The following is a 20,149-nucleotide window of genomic DNA, read 5'->3' as shown; positions in this document are numbered from 1 at the left end:
TTTTCGGGTTTGCACGGACGAAACATCCACGCAACACCCCCGGCATGATCAGGGACCAGATTTAACGGTATACCACTAAGGAGGGAGGCCCGTGGAGCCTGCTCTGGAGCTTACCGGCGTCGGTAAGACGTTCGGAAAAGTGCGCGCCCTCGACGCGGTCGACCTGACCGTGCGCGCGGGAGAAGTGCACTGCGTCCTCGGCGAGAACGGCGCCGGGAAGTCCACGCTGTGCAACCTGATCTTCGGGTCGGCGGCCCTCGACGAAGGCGACATGCGCCTGTTCGGGGAGACCTACCGGCCCCGGCGTCCCGCCGAGGCGCTCGCGCTCGGCGTCGCCATGGTGCACCAGCACTTCAGCCTCGTGCCGACCCTGTCCGTCGCGGAGAACCTGCTGCTCGCCGAGCGCACCAGGCTGCGGATGCCCGACCTCACCGGCCGGGTCGCCGCGATCGAGGCCGAGTACGGACTCAAGGTCGACCTCTCCGCACGGATCGCCGACCTGCCCGTGGGGGAGCGGCAGAGCGTCGAGATCGTCAAGTGCCTGCTGCGCGACCCCCGCCTGGTCCTGCTCGACGAGCCGACCGCGGTGCTCGGCCCGGCCGAGGTCGAGGCGCTGCTGGCCACCTGCCGCCGCATCGCCGACGCCGGGCGCGCGGTCGTCCTCGTCACCCACAAGCTCGGCGAGATCGAGCGCGCGGGCGACGCCGCGACGGTCCTGCGCGGCGGCACCGTCGCCGGCAGCGGCCCCCTCGCCGACTTCACCAAGGACGAACTCGTCGAGCTGATGGTCGGCCGCCACCTCGCCGACCTCGACCCGCTGCTCGTCGCGGGCCTCGACGCCGACGCGGCGGGCGAAGGGCACGAGGTCCACGAGGCCGCCGAAGACGGCGAGCCGCCGGTCGTCTCCCTGCGCGGCCTTCGGGTGCGCGGCGCGCACGGCGCCGACGTCCTCGACGGGGTCGACCTCGACCTCCGGCCTGGCGAGATCGTCGGCATCGCCGGGGTCGAAGGCAACGGGCAGAGCGAACTCGTCGCCGTCCTCAGCGGAGCGCTCACCCCCGACGGGGGCACCTTCACCCTCGACGGGACCGACCTCACCCGGGCCGCCCCCGCGACCCGTACGGCGGCAGGCCTCGGCGTCATCCCCGAGGACCGCCACCACGAGGGCTGCGTGCCGGGCATGACCGTCGCCGACAACCTCTTCCTCGGCCGCCTGCACGAGTTCCGCAGGTTCGGCCTCCTCGACCGCAAGGCGATGCGCGCCCGCGCCGCCGAGGTCATCGCCGAGCACGGCATCCGCGCCTCAGGGCCGGACGCGCACCTGCGCACGCTGTCCGGAGGCAACCAGCAGAAGGTGGTCGTCGCCCGCGAACTCGCCTTGGACCCGCTCCGGTGCCTCATCGCCGCCCAGCCGACGCGGGGCCTCGACATCGGCGCGGTCGACGCGGTCCTCAGCCGGGTCCGCGACGCGGCGGCCTCGGGAGCCGCCGTCCTCGTCGTGTCCAGCGAACTGCCCGAACTGCTCACCCTGTGCGACCGCGTCATGGTCGCCTACCGGGGCCGCCTCCTGGGCCCCGTAACGCCGGGCGCCCCCGGGGCCCGCGACGCCATCGGAAGACTGATGCTCGGAGCCTCCGCATGAGAAGGAACCTCCTCGTCTACGGGACGGCCGTCGTCGCCGCCCTTCTCGTCGGACTGGCCCTCGCCGCGGGCGGCGGCGCGGGCCCCGCGACCGCGGGCACCGCCCTGTGGGAGGGCATGTTCGGGTCGTCCTACGCCTTCGGCAGCGCGCTCAACGCCGCCGCGGTCCTCGGCCTGATCGCCACCGGCTTCACCGTCGCGCACCGCGCGGGCCTGGTGAACGTCGGCGGGGAAGGGCAGCTCGCGGTCGGCGGCATCGCCGCGACCGCCGTGGGCGTGCACCTGCCGGACGGCGCCCCCGCGCCCGTCGCGCTGGCCGCGCTGCTCCTCGCGGGCTTCGCCGGCGGCGCCGCGTGGGCGGGCATCGCCGCCTGGCTGCGGGTGCGGCGCGGCGTCAACGAGGTCATCACGACCCTGCTGCTCAACTTCGTCGGCACCTACCTGGTCGTGCTGTTCGTGCACGAGGAGGGGCTGCTGCGCCAGCCCGTCACCTCCGCGGACACGCTGCCGCAGTCGGAGCCGCTGATCGAGGCGGCGCGGCTGCCGCTGCTCGGCCTGCCCGAGTCGCCCGCGACGATCGCGGTCGTGCTCGCCGCGGTCGGCGTGGTCATCGCGGCGGTGGTGCTGCGGCGGACCGCCGTCGGCACCCGGCTGACGTCCGTCGGCCTTTCCGAGCCCGCCTCGGCCCGCATGGGCCTGTCCGTCGGACGCCTCCAAGGCGGCTCGCTCGCTGTCGCGGGCGGCCTCTCGGGCGTCGCGGGCGCCACCCTCATCGCCACCGTGCCTTACGTCCTCGCCGAGCACTTCACCTCCGGCTACGGGTTCACGGGCCTCATCGTCGGCCTCCTGGCCCGCGGCAGCCTCACCGCCGTCGCCGGGATCTCCCTGGCCTTCGGACTCCTCGCGTCCGGCGGCATCAACCTCCAGCTCGCGGCGGGCGTGCCCGCCTCGTCCGTCCAGGTGGTGCAGAGCGTCCTCATCATCTGCATCGCCGGCGCCGTCATCTTCCGGAAGGGAGCCGCGCGATGAGCGCCTTCGCCGAACTCGTCGACGGCGGGGTCCGCCTCGCCATCCCGCTGCTCGTCGCCTCCTCGGGCGAACTCGTCAGCGAGCGGGCGGGCGTCCTCAACATGAGCGTCGAGGGCATGATGCTCACCGGCGCGTTCGCCGGGGCCATCGGCGCGCACACCACGGGCAGCGCTTCGGCGGGACTCGTGTGCGCGCTCGTCGCCGGTGTTCTGTTCGCGGCCTTGCAGGCCCTGCTCAGCGTCACCCTGCGGGCCGACCAGATCGTGACGGGCGTCGCCGCCAACGCGCTCGCCCTCGGCGCCACCACCTACGGGGCCCGCCTCTACTTCACCGAAGGCCGCACCGTCCCCGGCTTCGACCCGATCTCCATCCCGCTGCTGTCCGACATCCCCGTCCTCGGCCCCGCGCTCTTCGAGCTGACCATCGTCGGCTACCTGTGCATCGCCGTCGCGATCGCGCTCGCGGTCCTGTTCGGCAAGCGCTCCGGCTTCGGCCTGGCCGTCACCGCCATCGGCGCCGACGCCGAGACCGCCGACCGCTCCGGCCTGCCCGTGCGTGCCGTCCGCTTCGGCGCGGTGCTGCTCGCCGGGCTCACCTCCGCGCTCGCCGGAGCCCACCTGGTGCTCGCCGACGTGCATGCCTTCACCGACAACGTCACCGCCGGCGCGGGCTACCTCGCCGTCGCCGCGGTGATCGCCGGGAAGTGGAAGGCATGGCCGACGCTGATCGCCTGCCTGCTGTTCGGCCTCGCCCAGGCGCTCCAGTTCGCCGCGCCGGCCTTCGGCATCACTCTCCCGACGGCAGTGCTCGTCATGTCCCCCTACCTGCTCGCCCTGATCGCGGTGAGCGGCCTGGTCGGCGCCAGCAGGTCGCCCGCCGGGCTCACCCTCCCCTTCGTCCGAGAGGCCCGCGCCTGATGACCCTCATCCTCACCCGCTCCGACGTGCTCGCGCTCATCTCCTGCCCGGAGGTGATCGCGGCGGTCCGCGGCGCCCACGAGGACCTGGCGCGCGGCGACGCCGTCCTGCCCGCCCCGCCCGCGATGGCGCTGCCCGGCTCGGACTCGGCGTTCCTCGTGATGGCCGCGGCGTCGCGGCCCGCCGGCCTCGCCACCGTCAAGCTGCTCGCCGACGTGCCCGCCAACCGCGAGCGCGGCCTGCCCGTCCAGCGCTCGGCGATCCTCGCCGTCTCGGCCGAGGACGGGAGCTGCGCGGCGCTGATCGACGGCGGCGCCGTCACCCGCCTGCGCACCGCGGCCGCCTCCGCCGTCGCCACCGCCGCGCTGGCCAGGCCCGGCAGCAAGGTGCTCGGCTTCGTCGGCGCGGGCGCTCTCGCGCTCGCCCACGTCGAGGCGCTGCGCGCGGTCATGCCGTTCACCCGCATCGTCGTCTGGAGCCGTACGGAAGCCACCGCGCGGGCCTTCGCGGAGAAGACGGGCGCCGAAGTGCTCGGCTCGGCGGAGGAGGTCGTCAAGACCGCGGACGTGCTCTGCACGCTCACCCCGTCCAAGGATCCGATCGTGGAAGGGAAATGGTTCCGTCCGGGACTGCATGTCAACGCCGTGGGCGCGCCGCCGAGGGCCGACCATCGGGAGATCGACACCGAGGGCATCCGCAGGGCGCGCGTCGTCGTGGACAGCAGGCTGACGGCTCTCCACGAGTCCGGCGACGTGCTCATCCCGCTCGGCGAGGGGGCCATCGGCCCGGCGCACTTCGAGGACGAGCTGGGAGAGGTCCTCATCGGGGCGCGTCCCGGACGCACCGACAGCCGGCAGATCACCCTGTACAACTCCCTCGGCGTCGGCCTCCAGGACCTGGCCGCGGCCCGGATCCTCCTCGACGCCGCGATGCTGCGCGGCGTCGGCACCGAGATCGACCTGGCGGGGTGACCATGACCGACCTGCTTCTGCGAGACGCCTTGCTGCCCGGCAGGGAGGCCCTTACCGACCTGCTCATCGCAGGGGGAAGGGTCGCGGCCGAGGGCACCGGCCTGTCTTCTCCCGGCACGCGGGAGATCGGGCTCGGCGGATGCCTTGTGCTGCCAGCCTTCGTCGACGCGCACTGCCACCTGGACAAGACCCTGTGGAGCGGCCCGTGGGTGCCGAACACGGCGGGCCCCCGCCTCCAGGACAAGATCGACTACACCCGGACGCGCCGCGCGGAGTTCGGCGTGGCCTCCGCCGACCGGATCGAGGCGCTGCTCCGCCACGTCGTCTCCTTGGGCACGACACGGGTGCGCACCCATACCGACGTGTCCCCTGAGTTCGGCCTTCAAGGCTTCCACGCCGTCCGGGAGGCGGCCGAGCGCCTTGCCGGGCTCGTCTCCGTCGAGCAGGTGGCGTTCCCCCAGTACGGCATGCTCACCAACCCCGGCACCGCCGAACTGATGGGCGAGGCGCTGCGGACGGGGCTGGCCCAGGTCGTCGGCGGCATCGACCCGGCCGGGCTGGAGCGCGACCCGGTCCGCCACCTGGACACGGTGTTCGGCCTGGCCGCCGAGCACGGCGTCCCGATCGACGTCCACCTGCACGACCGGGGCAGCCTCGGCGCCTGGGAGTACGACCTCATCATCGAGCGGACCCTCGCGACGGGCATGCGCGGAAGGGTGACGATCGGGCACGGCTACGCGCTCGGCGACGCCGACCCGGCCCGTCAGGAGGGGATCGTCCAGGGGCTGGCCGAGGCGCGGATCAGCGTCGTGACGTGCGCGGCGCACAGCGATCCCGTGCTGCCGATCCTCGGGATGCGGGCCGCGGGCGCGAACCTCGCGGCGGGCAACGACGGCATCCGCGACCTCTGGTCGCCCTACGGCGACGGCGACATGCTCGCGCGCGCCCACAGGATCGCCGAGCGGGCCGAACTGTACGCCGACGAGCAGATCGGGCTCGCCCTCGCGGCGGCGACCCACGGGGGAGCCCGCGCGCTGGGTCTGCCCGAGCACGGCCCCGCGGTGGGCGCCGTCGCCGACCTTGTCGTCGTGGAAGCGCGTACCGAGGCCGAGGCTGTCATGTCCAGGCCGTCAAGGACGCTCGTTCTCTTTGAGGGAACCGTCGTCTCGCAGTGATTACGTCGGCGAAATCCGACGGAAACGATCGCCCGCTTCACTTAACGGTATACCAGTAAGCCCCCCGCAAGAAGCCCCCACCTGAGGAGTCCCCGATGCGAAAGACCGCTCTCGCCGCCGCCCTGCTCGCGCTCGGCCTCACCGCCACCGCCTGCGGCGGGAGCGAGGAGACCGGAGGCGGCTCCGGCGAGGAGAAGCTGAAGGTCGGCGTCATGTTCCCGGGCTCGCTGTCGGACGACGGGTTCATGCAGTCCGGCTACGAGGGCTACCAGCGGATCGAGAAGGACCAGGCCGACAAGGTCTCCCTCACCAAGGTCGAGCAGGTCGCCCAGGCCGACTACCAGCAGGTCCTGACCCGCCTGGCCACGGGCGCCGACCTCGTGGTGTCCTTCGGCGGCCAGACCGACTCCGTGCTGCGCCAGGTCGCGCCGACCTTCCCCGACGTCAAGTTCGTCGAGATCGGCGGCCCGTCCGACGCCGAGCCGCTCGCCAACCTCGCCTACTACGACCCGGTCCAGGCCGACGGCGGCTACCTCGCCGGCGCCTACGCGGCCCTCATCACCAAGAAGAACAAGGTCGGCTTCGTCGGCGGCCTGGAACTGCCCGCGATCGTCAAGACCGCCGAGGCGTTCGAGCAGGGCGCCAAGGCCGTCGACCCCGGCGTCGAGGTCGTCAAGGCCCAGTACGTCGGCGACTTCAACGACGTCGCCAAGGCCCAGCAGGCCGGCCAGGCGGCCGTCGGCACCGGCGCCGACGTCTTCGGCCAGCAGCTCAACCTCGGTAAGCAGGGCCTCGTCCAGGCCGCGCTCGGCGGCGGCGGCGTCATCGTCGGCGGACCGCTGGTCAAGGAGTGCGGCACCGAGAAGGGCTACGCGGGCTACGTGAAGAGCGACACCGGCTTCGAGCTGGAGTACGCCGTCAAGGCGGTCCTCGAAGGCGGCTTCAAGGCCGAGCAGGTGGCCTTCGGCGTCGCCTCCGGCACCGGAGCCACCGACTTCGTCCTCTGCGACGCCTCCGCCGAGGTGACCGCCAAGATGGACGAGGTCAAGGAGTCCCTCGCCAACGGCACCGTCAAGCTGGGCTGATCCTTCCCCGCCCGTATCGGGCCCCGCTGCTCCGGCCGCGGGGCCCTCGCCATGCTGAGCATCCGCTTAGCATGCGGGGAAGGCCTGGTCAAGACCCGTTCCGCAGGGGCGTCGGGGGCGCGGAAACGGGTCTTGTCGGCCTTTTCCGGATCGCCTGGCAGCCGGGTCGAGCGGCTGGAAGTCCGACTCTCCCTATAGGGAAAGCTGCTTACCGATCCGGCGACGCGGGCGAGGTGGGCGCAGTGGACGAAGCGAGCGCGACGGGCGTCGCCACCCAGCGGATCGGTCTGTGGCTCACCACGGTGCCCGGAACCATCCTGCTCGTTGCCTTCGCGACCTTTCCCGGGTTCTTCGCTGGGCGCGGCGCTCTTCGCCCGTACCTCGCATGAGCGAAAAACCCTGCCGGACGCGGACGGAACCGGTGCTACCGTGCCGGGGTCGGCCGTGGGACTTCGGCGGGACTTCCGGAGCTTGCCTGTAAAGCGATGATCTCGCAGTTCCCGCTCCCCTTCCCCGGCCGGCACCTGGACGTTTTTTCTGGGGGGTCGGGGAGGTCGGGGTGGACGCCGGGGAACTGATCGCGGCCGAGGACGTGCTCCTTTTCGTCAACGCGGCGATCACCGGGACGGGGCAGCGCGAATTCCACACCGGGCAGACCCGGCAGGGCCTTTCGCTCGAATTCCTGCACCGTTATCTGCTGGGCAACTACCGCGAGTTCTACGCGGCGGCCCTCGCCCTCGACGTCAACGACCACAACGCGGCGCTCATCGCCGCGAACCTCCTCGCCGAGGGCGCGGTGAGCGACGTGGAGGGCGCACTCATCGGACGCCGTCTCCAAGACCTGCCTCCGCAGCGCGTCTACCGGCTGTTCCGGGAGGTGCGCAGGGCGGGGGCGAACAACCGGCGGGTCCGCGCGATCATCCGGGACTGGCTGCGCGCCCGCCCCGACCTGGCCTTCGACGCCGTCAAGTACCGGGCGGGGCTCAAGGACGCCGTCAAGCACGCACACCTCTCCCTGGAGGGCGAGCTCGGGACCTTCCTGTTCACGCCGTTCAAGCCCGCCGCGTACCGCACCCCGATCCTGGAGTCCTGGCGGCGCGCCCACTACGACAAGGACGCCGTCTACGAACTGCCGTACACGGTCGCCGAGGGCCTCGCGGCCAAGCGCGGCATCAAGCGGGAGGCGTTCCTCACCGGCATCGCGCCCCGGCTGACGCGGCTGGAGAGGCTGCGGCTCCAGGAGTCCGGGGGAGAAGCGGTCAAGGCCGACCTCACCCGGATGCCGCTCACGCGCCTCGCCCTCTACGCGCTGTCTTTGCCCGTCGCCGCACGCGTAGAACGAAGGACCGAGCTCACCAGCGCGCTGCGCGCCGCCGCCCTGCGCACCGCGGGCGGCGCCGCCGGGACGTGGGGCAAGGTCGCGGCCGTGCTCGACGACAGCTACTCAGCCTCCGGCTCGGCGCAGAAGCGGCGGCGACCCCTTGCCGTCGCGCTCGCCTGCCACTACCTGCTCGAAGCCCTCGCCGCGCGTTACGTGCCGCTGTGGGTGTCGGGCCGTACCGATCCGCTCCTCGCGCGCGCCGAAGGCCCGACCCCGCTCGGCCTGCGCATCCTCGACGGCCTGGAGCACCGGCCCGACCGCCTCGTCATCGTCTCCGACGGCTGGGACAACGCCCCGCCCGGCCTCGCCGGGGAGGTCCTGCGGGTCTGGCGGACCCGGCTCGACCCCTCCGGAGCCTGCTCGATCGTGCACCTCAACCCCGTGTACGACGCCGCGGCGTTCGACGTCAGGCGGCTCGCCCCGACCGTTCCGACGGCCGGGATCCGCGACGCCGAGAACCTTCCCGCGCTCGCCGGCCTCGCCCGCTTCGCCGAAGGACGCACCGGGATCACCGAACTGAACGCGCACCTCGCGGCCCGCGTCGCCGCCTACCTCGGGGAGGCCCCGTGAACCGGCTGTCCCTCACCGGCCTGCGCACCGCGCCGTCCCAGGTGTGGGGCGGGATCCGGCTCGTCCCCCTCCTCCGCGACGCGCCGATCGAGGACCTGCGCCTGCACCCCCGCGTCTACGACGCCCACGGCATCGTGGACCTGGGCAAGCGGACCGCCTACGCGTCCTACATCCCGCACGGGCTCGTCGCGGCCTGGACCGACGACGGCACCCCCGCCGCGGCCTACGGCACCGGCCTCACCGCCGACGCCGCGCCGCCCGAGCGGATGCCCGTGCGCGTCCACCGGCGGATGGCCCGGCGTCCAGAGCCGAACCGGCTCCGCTTCCTGCCGATGCACCTGGCCATGGAGGGCTACCTCGCGCTGCACTTCCGCGGCCCGTCCGTCGCCTGGGCGCAGTGGTCGGCCGACGCCCTCCGCCGCGGCCTCACCCCGCGCGAGGAGGAGGCCTACAGCGGCGCCGCGATCCTCGGCCTGCAAGACGCCCTGCGCGTCTTCGAGATCCACCCGGGGCAGTGCGGCGTCCTCGTCTACGCCGCCGACGCCCTCGCCGCGGCGTTCGCCGTCCCGCACCCCGCCGACTACCGGCTCCTGCACCCGACCCTCCTGCAGGACCTCTTCGGCGAGCTCATCCACCACTACGCGCTGCTCAGCGGGCCCGTCCCCGACTTCGCCGCCCGGATCGACGGCACCGCCGTCAAGTCCCTCGCCGACCTGCGCGCCGCCGCCACCGCCCAGCTCGACGGCTGGGCCCGGTTCCACGACGCCACCATGCCGCGCGGCCTCCTGGACGCCCCCTACACCTTCCAGGACGTCTACCGGCTCGGCCGCTTCAGCCTGCTGAGGTTCCTCCCGGCCTTCACCCGCCGCAGCGAGAACCACATCGGTGAGCTGATCACGGCCGACGACGGCGCCCTCGCCTACCTGAAGACGTTCCGCCTGTCGGAGGCCCAGGTCCGCCGCGGCCACCTCCTGGTGTCGCTCGCGGCCCACGACTGGCACCTCGCCCGCACCGCCGAAGCGCTCGGCCTCACCGACGTCCAACTCGCGCTCCGCGTCGTCTCCGCGGGATTCGGCCCCATGATGCGCCAGGACGTCCTCGACGGCCACCTCGCCGCCGCCCGCCGCGGATGAGCCCGGATAGACTGCCGACGATCACGGAGAGTCGAGGAGCGACGGCATGGACCTGTTCCGGTTGGACGGCAAGAACGCGCTGGTCACGGGCGGTACCCGGGGCATCGGTCTCATGATCGCGCGCGGGCTGCTCCAGGCGGGCGCGGCCAAGGTCGTCATCAGTTCCCGCAAGGCCGACGCGGTGGCCGAGGCCGTCAGGGAGCTCTCCCGGTACGGCGAGGTCGAGGGCGTCCCGCTCGACGTCTCCACCGAAGAGGGCTGCGACACGCTCGCCGCGGCCATCGACGGCCCCCTGCACATCCTCGTCAACAACGCGGGCGCCACCTGGGGCGCGCCCATCGAGGAGTTCCCCGCCTCCGCCTGGGACAAGGTCCTCGACCTCAACCTGAAGTCGCCGTTCTTCCTCACCAAGGCGCTCCTGCCGAACCTCCGCGAGGCCGCGACCCCCGACGACCCGGCCCGCGTCATCAACATCGGCTCCGTCGACGGCATCATGACACCGGGCGAGCGCTACTCCTACACCGCGTCCAAGGCCGGCCTCCACCAGCTCACCCGCGTCCTCGCCAAGGAGCTCGGGCCGCAGGGCATCACCGTCAACGCGGTCGCGCCAGGTCCGTTCGAGTCCAAGATGATGGCCGCGACGCTCGACGCGTTCGGCGACCTCATCGCCCAGGCGGTTCCCGTCAAGCGGATCGGGCGGCCCGACGACATGGCGGGCGTCGCCGTCTACCTGTCGAGCCGCGCGGGCGCCTTCGTCAACGGCGCGGTGATCCCCGTGGACGGCGGCCTGATCATCGCGTGACCCCGGAGACCGCACGGTGAACGCCGCCCTGACCGTCGAGGACGCGTGGGCCGACCTGCCCGCGACGGCGCGGCGGCTGCTCGTGGCGGGCCTTGAGGCGTTCGGGGAGAACGGGTACCACGGCACGTCCACCCGGGCGATCGCGCTGCGCGCGGGCATGAGCCCCGCCGCGCTCTACATGCGCTTCCCGACCAAGGAGGACCTCCTCTTCGAGATCGCCCGCACCGGCCACGAGGTCCACCTCGCGCGGCTGCGCGCGGCCGCCGACGCGGCGGGCGCCGACCCGTCCGCGCGGGTCGCCGCGATCGTCGAGGCCTCGGTCCGCTTCCACGCCGAGCACCACTCTCTCGCCCGCACCATCCAGTACGAGCACCCGTCCCTCACCCCGGACCACCAGCGCGCCCTCCTCGGCATCCGCCGCGACACCGAGTCCCTTTTGGCCGCCGCCGTGGCCGAGGGCGTCGCCACCGGCGCCTTCGCCCCCGACGACCCCTCCACCACCGCGCTGGCCCTCATGTCCCTGGCCATCGACGTCTCCCGCTGGTACCCCGCCCAACGCCGCCGCACCCCCACCGAAATCGCCGAGACCTACACGTCCCTGGCCCTCCGCCTCCTACGCCCCTAGCCCGCCGACGGCGGGACCGTGACGCCATGACGCGGTCGTCCGGTGCGGGGGAGGCCGAGGCGGGGTCAGCGGCAGGTGAGGGCCTGGTGGACGAGCATGCGGTCGATGGCGTCGAGGAGGGGCTCGGGGATGGAGACGAGGCCGGCGTCGGCGAGCCAGCGGACCCAGACGGCCTGGAGGCCGGGGGCGGCGTCGAACTCGGCGTCGGAGACCGTGCCCAGCGCCTGGGCCGCGGTCCGGTCGGCCAAGGCCTGGACTTCGGCGGGCGTGTACCAGCGGGCGCCCTTGGCCTCGTCGGGGGCGGGGGCGAGCACACCGGTCACGCTGGACGCGGACGCGCGGTACACGCGCCACTCGTGGCCGGGCTCGCAGCCGGGCGGCAGGGGACGGCGGCACGGCGAGGGGCGCCAGCCGCCGGTGACGTGGGCCATGTCCGCGTCGCGGAGCGTCAGGCCCAGCTCCTCGGCGAGCTCCGCGATCGCGGCGGCGCGGAAGGACGCCTCCTCGTCGAGGGCGCCGTCGGCCCCCTCGATCTCGTGGCCGTCGAACACGTGCCCCGCCGCGGGGGCGAGCCCGGACGGGGCCGTCGCCCGCGTCAGCAGGAGCACCCGCCCCTCGCCGTCTTCGATGATCACTCCGGCCGAGGCGGTGTCGCACATGTCGGTCACCCGACCATCATCCCGCCCTCCGCCGGGAGGCGGCGGGCGGGGCGGTGCTCAGGCCTCGACGAGGGCCTCCATCGCCTCGCGCATCCTGCCGGAGATGGCGACGGGGCGGCGGGTGGCGCGGTCGGTGAAGACGTGGGTGAAGTCGCCGCTGGCGATCAGGGTCTCGCCGTCGGCGCGGAAGAGGCCGACCTCGTAGCGGACGCTGGAGGTGCCGAGCTTGCCGATGCGCATGCCGACCCTGATGATCTCCGGGAAGGCGGCCTCGGCCTTGTACTCGCAGCGGGACGCCACGCACATGCCGATGACGTCGCCGCTGCGTGGGTCGAAGCCCGCTTCGCGGATCAGCCAGGTGTTGACCACGGTGTCCATCATCTCGTAGTGGATGACGTTGTTCATGTGGCCGTACATGTCGTTGTCGTTCCAGCGGGTGGGCACGTCCACCCAGTACCGGTAAGTCACGTCCGGCATCCTACGGTTCGGTAACTTCGGGGCCGAGGGGAGGGCCTTCGAAACGGTCGATCCAGGCGAAGTCCTCCACCTTGGCGCGCTTGAGGCGGGTCGGCCAGGTGACCGGGTGGCCGAGGAACACCGTCGAGACCAGCGCGAAGTTCTCCGGCACGCCGAGCAGCCCCCGGACCGCGTCCTCCTCCCGGACGTGCATGGTCGTCATGACGCCGCCCAGCCCCTCCTCGTGCGCGGCGAGCAGCAGGTTCCACACGAACGGGTAGAGGGAGCCGCCGCCGGCGAAGGTGTACCTGTCGTGGTCGCGGTCGACCGCGGCGAGGACGTCGAGCTTTCCCAGCACGACGAGCATCGCGGGCACCTTGTCCAGGTTGCGCACGAAATCGCCGCGTGGCTCGCCCTTCGGTCCTGCCGCGATCGCCGCGGCTTCGGCCGCCCGGTCCGCGGTCGGAGACCACGCCCGCAGGCCCGCCTCGCCGATCGCCACGTAGTCGCGCCAGACCTTCGCGTAGAGGTCGCGCAGCGCGGCGCGCAGCGCCGGATCCTTCACCACGACGACCCGCCAGCCCTGGTTGTTGCCGCCGCTGGGCGCGAACCTGGCCGAGTCGAGGATCCGGTACAGGACGTCGTCCGGCACCGGCTCGTCGGTGAAATCCCTGATCGCGGGCGTCCCGCGCAACGCCTTGAGCAACTCCATACCGGAATGCTCCCACGCGCCGTGCGACCCTTAACCCCATGAGCCGTCCCGTGCCGCTCCTCCTCACCGCCGCGGTCCTCTCCCTGGCCGCGGCCTGCTCCGACGCGGCGCGGCCGCACCCCACCCCGCTGTCGGCGCCCGCATCCGCGCAGCCCTCGGCCGCCCCGGGCAGCACCGTCACCGTGCGCGAAGGCCAGGCGTTCACCCTCGCGCCCGGCGCGACGGCGGCCCTCGCCGGCTCCTCCGCGAAGGTCTCCTTCACCGGCGTGTCCGCCGACTCCCGCTGCCCGGTCGACGTCGAATGCGTCTGGGCCGGCGACGCCACCGTCGAACTCGCCACCCCCGACGGCCCCCTCACCCTCCACACCCTTCCCCCCGCGACCACCCCGCCGGTCCGCCTCGGCCCCTACCGCCTCACCCTCGTCACCCTCCTGCCCGAACGCCGCTCCGACGCCTCGCCCGCCCCCGGCTCCTACCGACTCAGCCTGCGCCTCGACCCCTGAACCCCCACCCACGCCGTGGCCTCTCCGCCACGCGGAGATCCTCGCACACGGCCCTGACAGAATCCGGCCCGCAGTTGACGGACACCGTCCGAGGGGTGTGAGGTGAAGGCCGCGGCCCGTTCCGCACACGCCTGGAGGAGGTTTCCGCCGATGTGACGACCCGCTCGGCCCCGGCAGCGCGCCGGCGGCCTGTCGCGAGGAGGTCGGGCGAGGACTCGGGAGCGGGCAATGGCGATAGTGGAGACCGGATATCGGAGCGTCTGGGCGGTCAGGGAGGCGCGGACGCCGTTCGTGGCGAGCTGCGCGGCGCGGATGTCGTACGCGGTGCTGCCCCTGGCGCTGATCCTTCTCGTGCGGGACGCGACAGGGTCCTATGGGGCTGCGGGACTCGTCTCGGGGGCTTTGTCGGCCACGCTCACGGTCTTCGCCCCGATGCGGGCCCGCCTCCTCGACCGGGCGGGTGCCCGACGGGGGCTGATCAGGCTCGCCGTCCCCTATGTCCTCGGGCTCTGCGCGGTGGTCGGGCTCGCTCTCGCCGGGGCGGCGACGGGCGCGCTGGTCGCCGCGGCGGCCGTCACCGGGGCGTTCGCGCCGCCGCTCGGCCCGGCGATGCGCGTGCTGTGGGCGCGGATCCTCAGGGACCGGCCAGGGCTTCTGCAGGCGGCCTACGCGCTCGACTCCGTCGCCGAGGAGGCGGTGTTCACGGCGGGCCCGCTCGGCGCGGCGGCCCTGCTCGCGGCGGGCGGGCCCGTGTGGGCCATGGCCGCCGTGGCGGTGCTCATCACGGCGGGGGCCGCGGGATTCGTGACGGCGAAGGCCACCGCCCGTACGCGGGACACGGAGCCGAGGCAGGAGAAGGCACCGGTACGGCCGCTGTCCATGTCCGGTCTGCGCACACTCGTGCTGTCCTTCGCCGGGGTGGGCCTCGCGATCGGCGTGCTCGACGTCGCGCTGCCGTATCTTGCCGACCGGACGGGCGCGGCGGAGGCGAGCGGCGTGCTCTTCGCGCTGCTGTCGGCGGGAAGCGCGCTGGGCGGTCTCTGGTACGGGCGGCGGGCCTGGAAGAGTCCGCTCGCCGTGCGCTTCACGCGGCTGCTGGCGGTCTTCGCTCTCGCCTTCGCGCCGCTCACCCTGGCGCCGGGGCCGGTCGCCACGGGAGCCATCGTCTTCGCCATGGGACTCGCCCTGGCGCCCCTGTTCATCTCGGCCTACCTTCTCGTGGCCGCCCTGACCGAGGCGTCCGGCGCGTCGCCCACGGAGGCCAACACGTGGGTCTCCACCGCGAACAACGGCGGTGTGGCGGCGGGCGCGGCCCTTTCCGGCATGCTCCTCGACCCCTTCGGGGCCTCGGCGGCCTTCGCGCTCGCCTTCACCGGTGTGGCGGCCCTCGCGATGGTCGCCGCCGCACGGCGCGCGACCCTCGGCTTGCCTCGGCCGATCCTCTGACGAGGCAAGGAGCCGGCGGCGCCTCGACGGCCTGCGGCGCGTGATCGAAAACCGGTGGACGGGCCATGTAGCGTCGAAGGACGCGAGGGGAGGAGCGGGCGTGGGCGTGGAGATTCGCGAGGTGTGGCCGGACGAGGTGGGAGAGTTCCGCAGAGCCCTGCTCACGGGCTTCCACACCGATCCGGCGGGCACCGAAGCCGACGTGGAGCGGCTCGCCGGGCAGATCACCCGCCCAGGGTGGGCGCTGGGGGCGTTCGACGACGGGCGGTGCGTGGCGACGTTCCAGAGCTTCCGGCACGAGGTCACCGCCGTCGGCGGCCGGCCTGTGGAGTCCAGCGCGGTCACCCGGGTGACCGTCACGCCCACGCACCGGCGGCGCGGACTGCTGTCGGAGATGATGGCGCGCGACCTGCGGGCGGCCCGCGAGCGCGGTGACGCGCTGTCCTCGCTCATCGCCTCCGAATACCCCATCTACGGGCGTTTCGGTTTCGGTCCGGCGGCCTGGCTCACCGAGTACGACATCGACGTGCCGCGGGCGCGAGTGGGCAAGGACTGGTCGACTCCACCCGAAGGCCGGCTCCTCCACGCCGACGCCGACCGCGTCCTCGCCGAAGGGCCCGCGCTGCACGAGCGGCTGCGCGCGCTCCGGCACGGGGTCGTCACCCGGCCCGAGTACTTCTGGCAAAGGCTCACGGGCGCTTACCGCATGCCCCATGAGCCGTGGACGACGCCCGTCCACCTGATGTACCTCTCGGCGGAAGGCGTCCTGGAAGGCCTGGCGACGTACCGCTCCGACGGGAAGTGGGATGTCACCCGTCCTGCCGCGACCCTCACCGTCCAGGACCTCATCGCCGTCACGCCGGAGGCGGAACGCGCTCTTTGGCGGCATCTGTCCTCGATCGACTGGGTCGTCAAGATCCGTACTGGAGGCCGCGCGCCCGACGACCCGTTCCCGCAGTGGCTCGGCGATCCCCGCTCCGCCCGCGTCCAGGGCTCCTACGATCACCTGTGGCTGCGCCCCCTGGACGTGCCCCGCCTCCTGGAAGCCCGCGACTACAGGGCTTCCGGCGATCTCGTCCTCGACGTCCGCGACCCGCTCGGCCTGTCCGGCGGCCGCTTCCACCTGGCGGCCTCACCCGCCGGCGCGACCTGCGCCCCGACGACCCGCACCGCCGACCTCACCCTGCCCGCCGGCTCCCTCGGCACCCTCTGGCTCGGCGACGAGTCCCCGCTCCGCCTCCGCGCCACCTCCCGCCTCACCGAGGAGACCCCCGGCGCCGCCGCCCGCGCCGACCTCCTCTTCGGCACGCCCACCCGCCCGTGGTGCCCGGACGTCTTCTGAACCCGCCGCGGGAAGGCGTCATCGGCGTCATCGGTCGCGGTGACGTCGCGGCGCGGGGGCTACACGCCCAGGGCCGCGACGACCAGGGCGGTGACGGTGCTCCGGTGGCCGGGGGTGTCCTCCCAGCGCAGGAAGCGGCCCGACTCGACGACGACGCCGAGGCCCGCGTGGACCAGGATGCGGGCCTGGCGCGGATCGAGGTCGGGGCGGACCAGGCGGAGCTGCTGCTCCCACACGGCGAGGTGCTCGCGCTGGGCGAGGGCGAGCGGCTCGCGCACGTCCGGCGGCAGGCCGGGCATCTCGGCCCTGGCGACACTGGTCATCGCGGTGTACTCGAAGCTGTAGGCCACGTAGGTGGCCGCCAGCGCGTGCACCGCCTCGCGGGGGTCGGCCACGTCCTTGAGGCTCTGCTCGACGGCCTGCGCCAGGATCCCCGCGGCCTGCAGGCAGGCCGCGGCCAGGATGTCGACCTTGCCGGAATAGTGCTTGTAGAGCGCGGAAGGGGCGAGCCCGACCGCCTTCGCGATCTGCCCGCTCGTGACGGTGGCGAACCCGTCCCGGGCGAACAGCGGGATGGCCGCCGCGAGGATCTCCGCCCGGCGCGTGCGCGGCACGGGCTGGGCGGGAAGGTCGGCTGAGCGCACGGGCCCGTCGCCCGGGGGACCGGTCGACGCCACCCGGAGCGCGGCGGACAGCAGCAGCTCTTCGAGCCGGCGCTGGGCGATGACCGTGTGATGCGTCGTGATGGACCCGATCGCGCCGAGCGCCGCCGCGGTGCGCAGCCCCTCGGCGGGGAACGGGTGCTCGCGGCGCACCGCCACCGTCACCTGCTCGACCACGTGCGCGAACTTCGTTCTGACCTGCTTGCGGTCGGCGTCGTTCAGATACCGCGTCGCCCACCGGTACACGCCGCCCGACGCCCTGCGCCGCACCGTCAGCCGGACGAGCGCGCCGAGCACCTCGCCGAGCGGGGCCGCGGGAGGCACCTCGTCGAGTGCCCCCGCCAGCCGCTCCACCATCCCGTAGGCGCACTCGGCGAAGAGGGCGTACTTGTTCGGGAAGTGCCGGTACAGGGCCGCCGCGGTGATCCCCACTCCCGCGGCGATCTCCTCCATGGAGGCCGCGTGGTAGCCCCGCTCGCTGAACACGGGACCGGCCGACTCGATGATCAGCTGCTTGCGGTTGCGCGGGCGGGTGGCCGCACCGGCCCCCGGCGTCACGACGACACCCGGGAGGGCTCCCCGAAGTACATGGCCATACGCAAGTCAACCACAGCACGATGGCCATACGTACGAAGTCGATCACTATGCGATGAATCGGTCGTGAGCGCGTCGGCGGGCGGTGGTCGCGCGGGTGGATCCGGGAGGTCGCGCGGTGTCCGCTGTGGTGGTCCGGCAGCCCGAAAAATCCCCTGAAACAGGGCCTTGCCGTCCTTGATTCGCGCAGTTATGTTAATCGAGATTCACCTCCCCAAGATCGACCTGCTCCACCTTGAGTCCGCCACCACCCCTCGCGGCACAGGCGCATTGTGACGTCGTCTGGCCCTACGCGGAAGTAGGAAAGTAAATGGAGAATCTCAGCAGAAGGCGTGTTCTGACGCTCGGTGCCGCCCTGGGTCTGACGAGCGTGGCGCTCGAGGCGCCCTCGGTGTGGTCGTGGTCGTCCAAGGGCTCGATCGCGCACGCCGACACGATCACCGACCCGTTCCAGGTGTGGGACCCCGCCGCGGACCAGGTGGCGGCCCGGCTGCTCGCCGACGGCTCGATCCCGGCGGTGAACGCCGCGTGGAACACCTGGCGCCTCAACAAGGACCCGCTGCCGTCCGGAATGCCCGACTACCTGGTCTCCTACCTGCAGGAGCACAACAAGCTCCCGTCGTGGGCCGACCCCACGAAGCTCGCCAAGGCCCAGGCCCTCTACAAGCGCCTGAGCGGCTACCTCTTCATCTCCGAGAGCCTCGGCAGCGGCTTCCTGAGCACGGTCATCCCGCGCGAGGCCCGCTCGGTGTACTGGTCCGCGGGCGGCGCCAACATGCAGGATCGCGCCGCGAAGACGTTCACCTTCGGGTACGACCTGCACAACGAGAAGGCCTTCGACCCGACGGGTTCGTTCGTCACCACCGCTAACAAGACGCGCCTGGTGCACGCGATGGTGCGCAACCTGCTCCCGCTGTCGCCGCACTTCCAGGCGACGGCGGACCAGCCGCTGCCGATCAGCAACGGCGACATCCTGGTCACGTTCCACTCGGTCGGCACCGTCGCCTACAACAACATCGAGAAGTGGGGCGTCCGGACCTCGGCCTCGGAGGAGGTCGCGGACCTGCACGCCTGGCAGGTCGCCCTCAGCCTCCTCGGCGTCCAGGACCAGTTCATTCCGCAGACGTGGGCCGACGCGAAGGCGCAGGCGCAGGCGATGCTGTGGCCCCGGCTCGCCGCCACGGCCGAGGGCAACGACCTGGCCCAGAGGCTCCTCGACGCCGTCAAGGGCCTCGGCACGGACCTGAGCACGGGCTTCGTCAGCGAGATGGTCCGCTACCTCATCGGCGACACCTACTGGAGCTGGCTCGGCCTGCCGACCGACCTCATCTCGCGCGCCCTGATCAAGGTCAACTGGCCGCTCTACGTCGCCTTCCGCGAAGGCACCTCGTTGATCCTCCCGAGCAGCTTCAACCTGTTCGACGGCTTCGTCCGGGGCATCTCCATGATGTACCTGAACAACGGCGCCTCCGCCACCCAGACCCCCATCACCCTCCCCAGCGCCAACCGCCCCGGCGCCTGACCCCTGACCGCCCCGCGGCTCGCCCCCCGAGCCGCGGGGCTCCGCTTTTTCCCCCGCCCGCGCGGGACGGAGCCCAGCGAGCCGATCCGGTGCGCCGGAAGCCCCCCACGGGTCGCGCCGACCCCATGCGCCGGAGGCCCCGTCACGCGGGGCGAGCCGAACCCACGACATCGACCCGAAGGCGTTCGTCGGTCGGGGAAGGTCGGGGAGGGCCCGGGTGGGCCCACCCCGAGTGGGTCAGTGGCCTCGGGCTATCCATTCCTCCAGGTGGGGGGACTCGCCGCTGATGCTGGTGGAGTCGCCGTGGCCGGTGCGGACGGTGGTCTCGCCCGGGAGGGTGAGGAGGCGTTCTCGGATGCTGGTGATGATGGTGGGGAAGTCCGAGAAGGAGCGGCCGGTGGCGCCTGGTCCGCCTTGGAAGAGGGTGTCGCCGGTGAAGACGGTGCCCAGGTCGGGGGCGTAGAGGCAGACGGCTCCGGGGGCGTGGCCCGGGGTGTGCAGGACCTGGAGGGTGAGGCCGCCGACTTCGATGCGCTGGCCGTCGGAGAGTTCTCCGTCGGGTTTGCGGTCGGGCCAGGTCTGGTCCCACAGGACCTGGTCGTCGGGGTGCAGCAGGATCGGTGCGCCGGTCGCGTCGGCGAGCGCCGGGGCGGCGTCGATGTGGTCGTTGTGGGCGTGGGTCGACACGATCGCCTTGAGGCGGCGGCCGTTCAACGCCCGCTCGATGGCCGCGGCGTCGTGGGCGGCGTCGATGACGATGGCCTCGTGGTCGTCGCCGAGGATCCAGACGTTGTTGTCGACGTCCCAGGTGCCGCCGTCCAGGGAGAACTGGCCGGAGGTGACGAGGTGGGTGATGGGGGTGGTCACAGGATCACCACCGAGCGCAGGACTTCGCCGTGGTGCATCTTGTCGAAGGCGGCTTCG

The 20,149-nt window shown here is 72.8% G+C and carries 20 protein-coding genes; 15 read left to right on the top strand and 5 right to left on the bottom strand.

Annotated features, from left to right (window positions below; translation table 11 throughout):
• Positions 1-91: 91 nt before the first annotated feature.
• The 11 genes from ACYVOM_RS17165 (at position 92) to ACYVOM_RS17115 (ending at position 11,329) form a co-directional block, all read left to right on the top strand.
• Positions 92-1,642 (top strand): ABC transporter ATP-binding protein, encoded by a 1,551-nt coding sequence (locus ACYVOM_RS17165; RefSeq protein WP_460304391.1) that lies wholly within the window; start codon positions 92-94, stop codon positions 1,640-1,642.
• Positions 1,639-2,670 (top strand): ABC transporter permease, encoded by a 1,032-nt coding sequence (locus ACYVOM_RS17160; RefSeq protein WP_460304390.1) that lies wholly within the window; start codon positions 1,639-1,641, stop codon positions 2,668-2,670. Before ACYVOM_RS17165 ends, ACYVOM_RS17160 begins: the two co-directional genes overlap by 4 nt.
• Positions 2,667-3,587: an ABC transporter permease gene (locus ACYVOM_RS17155; protein WP_460304389.1), complete on the top strand. Its 921-nt coding sequence runs from the start codon at positions 2,667-2,669 to the stop codon at positions 3,585-3,587. Before ACYVOM_RS17160 ends, ACYVOM_RS17155 begins: the two co-directional genes overlap by 4 nt.
• Positions 3,587-4,558 (top strand): ornithine cyclodeaminase family protein, encoded by a 972-nt coding sequence (locus ACYVOM_RS17150; protein WP_460304388.1) that lies wholly within the window; start codon positions 3,587-3,589, stop codon positions 4,556-4,558. The genes ACYVOM_RS17155 and ACYVOM_RS17150 overlap by 1 nt, the downstream gene beginning before the upstream one ends.
• 2 nt (positions 4,559-4,560) lie before the next feature.
• Positions 4,561-5,733 (top strand): amidohydrolase, encoded by a 1,173-nt coding sequence (locus ACYVOM_RS17145; RefSeq protein WP_460304387.1) that lies wholly within the window; start codon positions 4,561-4,563, stop codon positions 5,731-5,733.
• Between the two features lie 95 nt (positions 5,734-5,828).
• A complete protein-coding gene (locus ACYVOM_RS17140; protein ID WP_460304386.1) occupies positions 5,829-6,818 on the top strand; it encodes a BMP family ABC transporter substrate-binding protein in 990 nt (329 codons plus the stop codon).
• A 242-nt stretch (positions 6,819-7,060) separates the two neighbouring features.
• Positions 7,061-7,207: a hypothetical protein gene (locus ACYVOM_RS17135; protein WP_460304385.1), complete on the top strand. Its 147-nt coding sequence runs from the start codon at positions 7,061-7,063 to the stop codon at positions 7,205-7,207.
• Between the two features lie 170 nt (positions 7,208-7,377).
• A complete protein-coding gene (locus ACYVOM_RS17130; protein WP_460304384.1) occupies positions 7,378-8,769 on the top strand; it encodes a hypothetical protein in 1,392 nt (463 codons plus the stop codon).
• Positions 8,766-9,902 (top strand): ARPP-2 domain-containing protein, encoded by a 1,137-nt coding sequence (locus ACYVOM_RS17125; RefSeq protein WP_460304383.1) that lies wholly within the window; start codon positions 8,766-8,768, stop codon positions 9,900-9,902. Before ACYVOM_RS17130 ends, ACYVOM_RS17125 begins: the two co-directional genes overlap by 4 nt.
• Positions 9,903-9,948: 46 nt before the next feature.
• Positions 9,949-10,704: an SDR family oxidoreductase gene (locus ACYVOM_RS17120; RefSeq protein WP_460304382.1), complete on the top strand. Its 756-nt coding sequence runs from the start codon at positions 9,949-9,951 to the stop codon at positions 10,702-10,704.
• 16 nt (positions 10,705-10,720) lie between these two features.
• Positions 10,721-11,329: a TetR/AcrR family transcriptional regulator gene (locus ACYVOM_RS17115; protein WP_460304381.1), complete on the top strand. Its 609-nt coding sequence runs from the start codon at positions 10,721-10,723 to the stop codon at positions 11,327-11,329.
• A gap of 65 nt (positions 11,330-11,394) precedes the next feature.
• Here ACYVOM_RS17115 and ACYVOM_RS17110 read toward each other — a convergent pair whose 3' ends face one another.
• Genes ACYVOM_RS17110 through ACYVOM_RS17100 form a run of 3 tightly spaced genes read right to left on the bottom strand, consistent with a single transcriptional unit; the run spans position 11,395 to position 13,156 of the window.
• Entirely contained in the window at positions 11,395-11,988 is a 594-nt protein-coding gene (locus tag ACYVOM_RS17110; protein ID WP_460304525.1) for an NUDIX domain-containing protein, read from the bottom strand.
• A 57-nt stretch (positions 11,989-12,045) separates the two neighbouring features.
• The gene (locus tag ACYVOM_RS17105; RefSeq protein WP_460304380.1) at positions 12,046-12,456 is read right to left on the bottom strand and encodes an acyl-CoA thioesterase; all 411 of its coding nucleotides are present in this window, start codon (positions 12,454-12,456) and stop codon (positions 12,046-12,048) included.
• Between the two features lie 10 nt (positions 12,457-12,466).
• A complete protein-coding gene (locus ACYVOM_RS17100; protein WP_460304379.1) occupies positions 12,467-13,156 on the bottom strand; it encodes a nitroreductase family protein in 690 nt (229 codons plus the stop codon).
• Positions 13,157-13,194: 38 nt separating this feature from the next.
• Here ACYVOM_RS17100 and ACYVOM_RS17095 point away from each other — a divergent pair, with 38 nt between their 5' ends.
• From ACYVOM_RS17095 to ACYVOM_RS17085, 3 genes are all read left to right on the top strand, one after another.
• Complete coding sequence (locus ACYVOM_RS17095) at positions 13,195-13,659, top strand: hypothetical protein (RefSeq protein ID WP_460304378.1); 465 nt, start codon at positions 13,195-13,197, stop codon at positions 13,657-13,659.
• Between the two features lie 228 nt (positions 13,660-13,887).
• Positions 13,888-15,105: an MFS transporter gene (locus tag ACYVOM_RS17090; protein ID WP_460304377.1), complete on the top strand. Its 1,218-nt coding sequence runs from the start codon at positions 13,888-13,890 to the stop codon at positions 15,103-15,105.
• 100 nt (positions 15,106-15,205) lie between these two features.
• Positions 15,206-16,447, top strand: a complete 1,242-nt coding sequence (locus ACYVOM_RS17085; RefSeq protein ID WP_460304376.1) for a GNAT family N-acetyltransferase — start codon at positions 15,206-15,208, stop codon at positions 16,445-16,447.
• A 59-nt stretch (positions 16,448-16,506) separates the two neighbouring features.
• On the opposite strand, the gene ACYVOM_RS17080 is transcribed toward ACYVOM_RS17085, so the two are convergent.
• The gene (locus ACYVOM_RS17080) at positions 16,507-17,667 is read right to left on the bottom strand and encodes a TetR/AcrR family transcriptional regulator (protein WP_460304375.1); all 1,161 of its coding nucleotides are present in this window, start codon (positions 17,665-17,667) and stop codon (positions 16,507-16,509) included.
• A 346-nt stretch (positions 17,668-18,013) separates the two neighbouring features.
• Between ACYVOM_RS17080 and ACYVOM_RS17075 the strand changes: the two genes are divergently transcribed.
• Entirely contained in the window at positions 18,014-19,225 is a 1,212-nt protein-coding gene (locus ACYVOM_RS17075; protein ID WP_460304374.1) for an oxygenase MpaB family protein, read from the top strand.
• A 237-nt stretch (positions 19,226-19,462) separates the two neighbouring features.
• Here ACYVOM_RS17075 and ACYVOM_RS17070 read toward each other — a convergent pair whose 3' ends face one another.
• Positions 19,463-20,092 carry an MBL fold metallo-hydrolase gene (locus ACYVOM_RS17070; protein ID WP_460304373.1) on the bottom strand — a complete coding sequence of 210 codons (630 nt, stop codon included), beginning with the start codon at positions 20,090-20,092 and terminating at the stop codon, positions 19,463-19,465.
• Positions 20,093-20,149: the final 57 nt, after the last annotated feature.

This window comes from Actinocorallia aurea (assembly GCF_054783995.1).
The sequence above is the reverse complement of the archived record's forward strand: the minus strand, read 5'-3'. Positions and strand labels throughout refer to the sequence as shown.

Bases quoted from the DNA above. Each gene is read 5' to 3' on its own strand.
- ACYVOM_RS17095 (WP_460304378.1), top strand. From the start codon at position 13,195: ATGAGCCGTCCCGTGCCGCTCCTCCTCACCGCCGCGGTCCTCTCCCTG.
- ACYVOM_RS17110 (WP_460304525.1), bottom strand. From the start codon at position 11,988: ATGTGCGACACCGCCTCGGCCGGAGTGATCATCGAAGACGGCGAGGGG.
- ACYVOM_RS17075 (WP_460304374.1), top strand. From the start codon at position 18,014: ATGGAGAATCTCAGCAGAAGGCGTGTTCTGACGCTCGGTGCCGCCCTG.
- ACYVOM_RS17150 (WP_460304388.1), top strand. From the start codon at position 3,587: ATGACCCTCATCCTCACCCGCTCCGACGTGCTCGCGCTCATCTCCTGC.
- ACYVOM_RS17145 (WP_460304387.1), top strand. From the start codon at position 4,561: ATGACCGACCTGCTTCTGCGAGACGCCTTGCTGCCCGGCAGGGAGGCC.
- ACYVOM_RS17160 (WP_460304390.1), top strand. From the start codon at position 1,639: ATGAGAAGGAACCTCCTCGTCTACGGGACGGCCGTCGTCGCCGCCCTT.
- ACYVOM_RS17120 (WP_460304382.1), top strand. From the start codon at position 9,949: ATGGACCTGTTCCGGTTGGACGGCAAGAACGCGCTGGTCACGGGCGGT.
- ACYVOM_RS17100 (WP_460304379.1), bottom strand. From the start codon at position 13,156: ATGGAGTTGCTCAAGGCGTTGCGCGGGACGCCCGCGATCAGGGATTTC.
- ACYVOM_RS17090 (WP_460304377.1), top strand. From the start codon at position 13,888: ATGGCGATAGTGGAGACCGGATATCGGAGCGTCTGGGCGGTCAGGGAG.
- ACYVOM_RS17140 (WP_460304386.1), top strand. From the start codon at position 5,829: ATGCGAAAGACCGCTCTCGCCGCCGCCCTGCTCGCGCTCGGCCTCACC.
- ACYVOM_RS17155 (WP_460304389.1), top strand. From the start codon at position 2,667: ATGAGCGCCTTCGCCGAACTCGTCGACGGCGGGGTCCGCCTCGCCATC.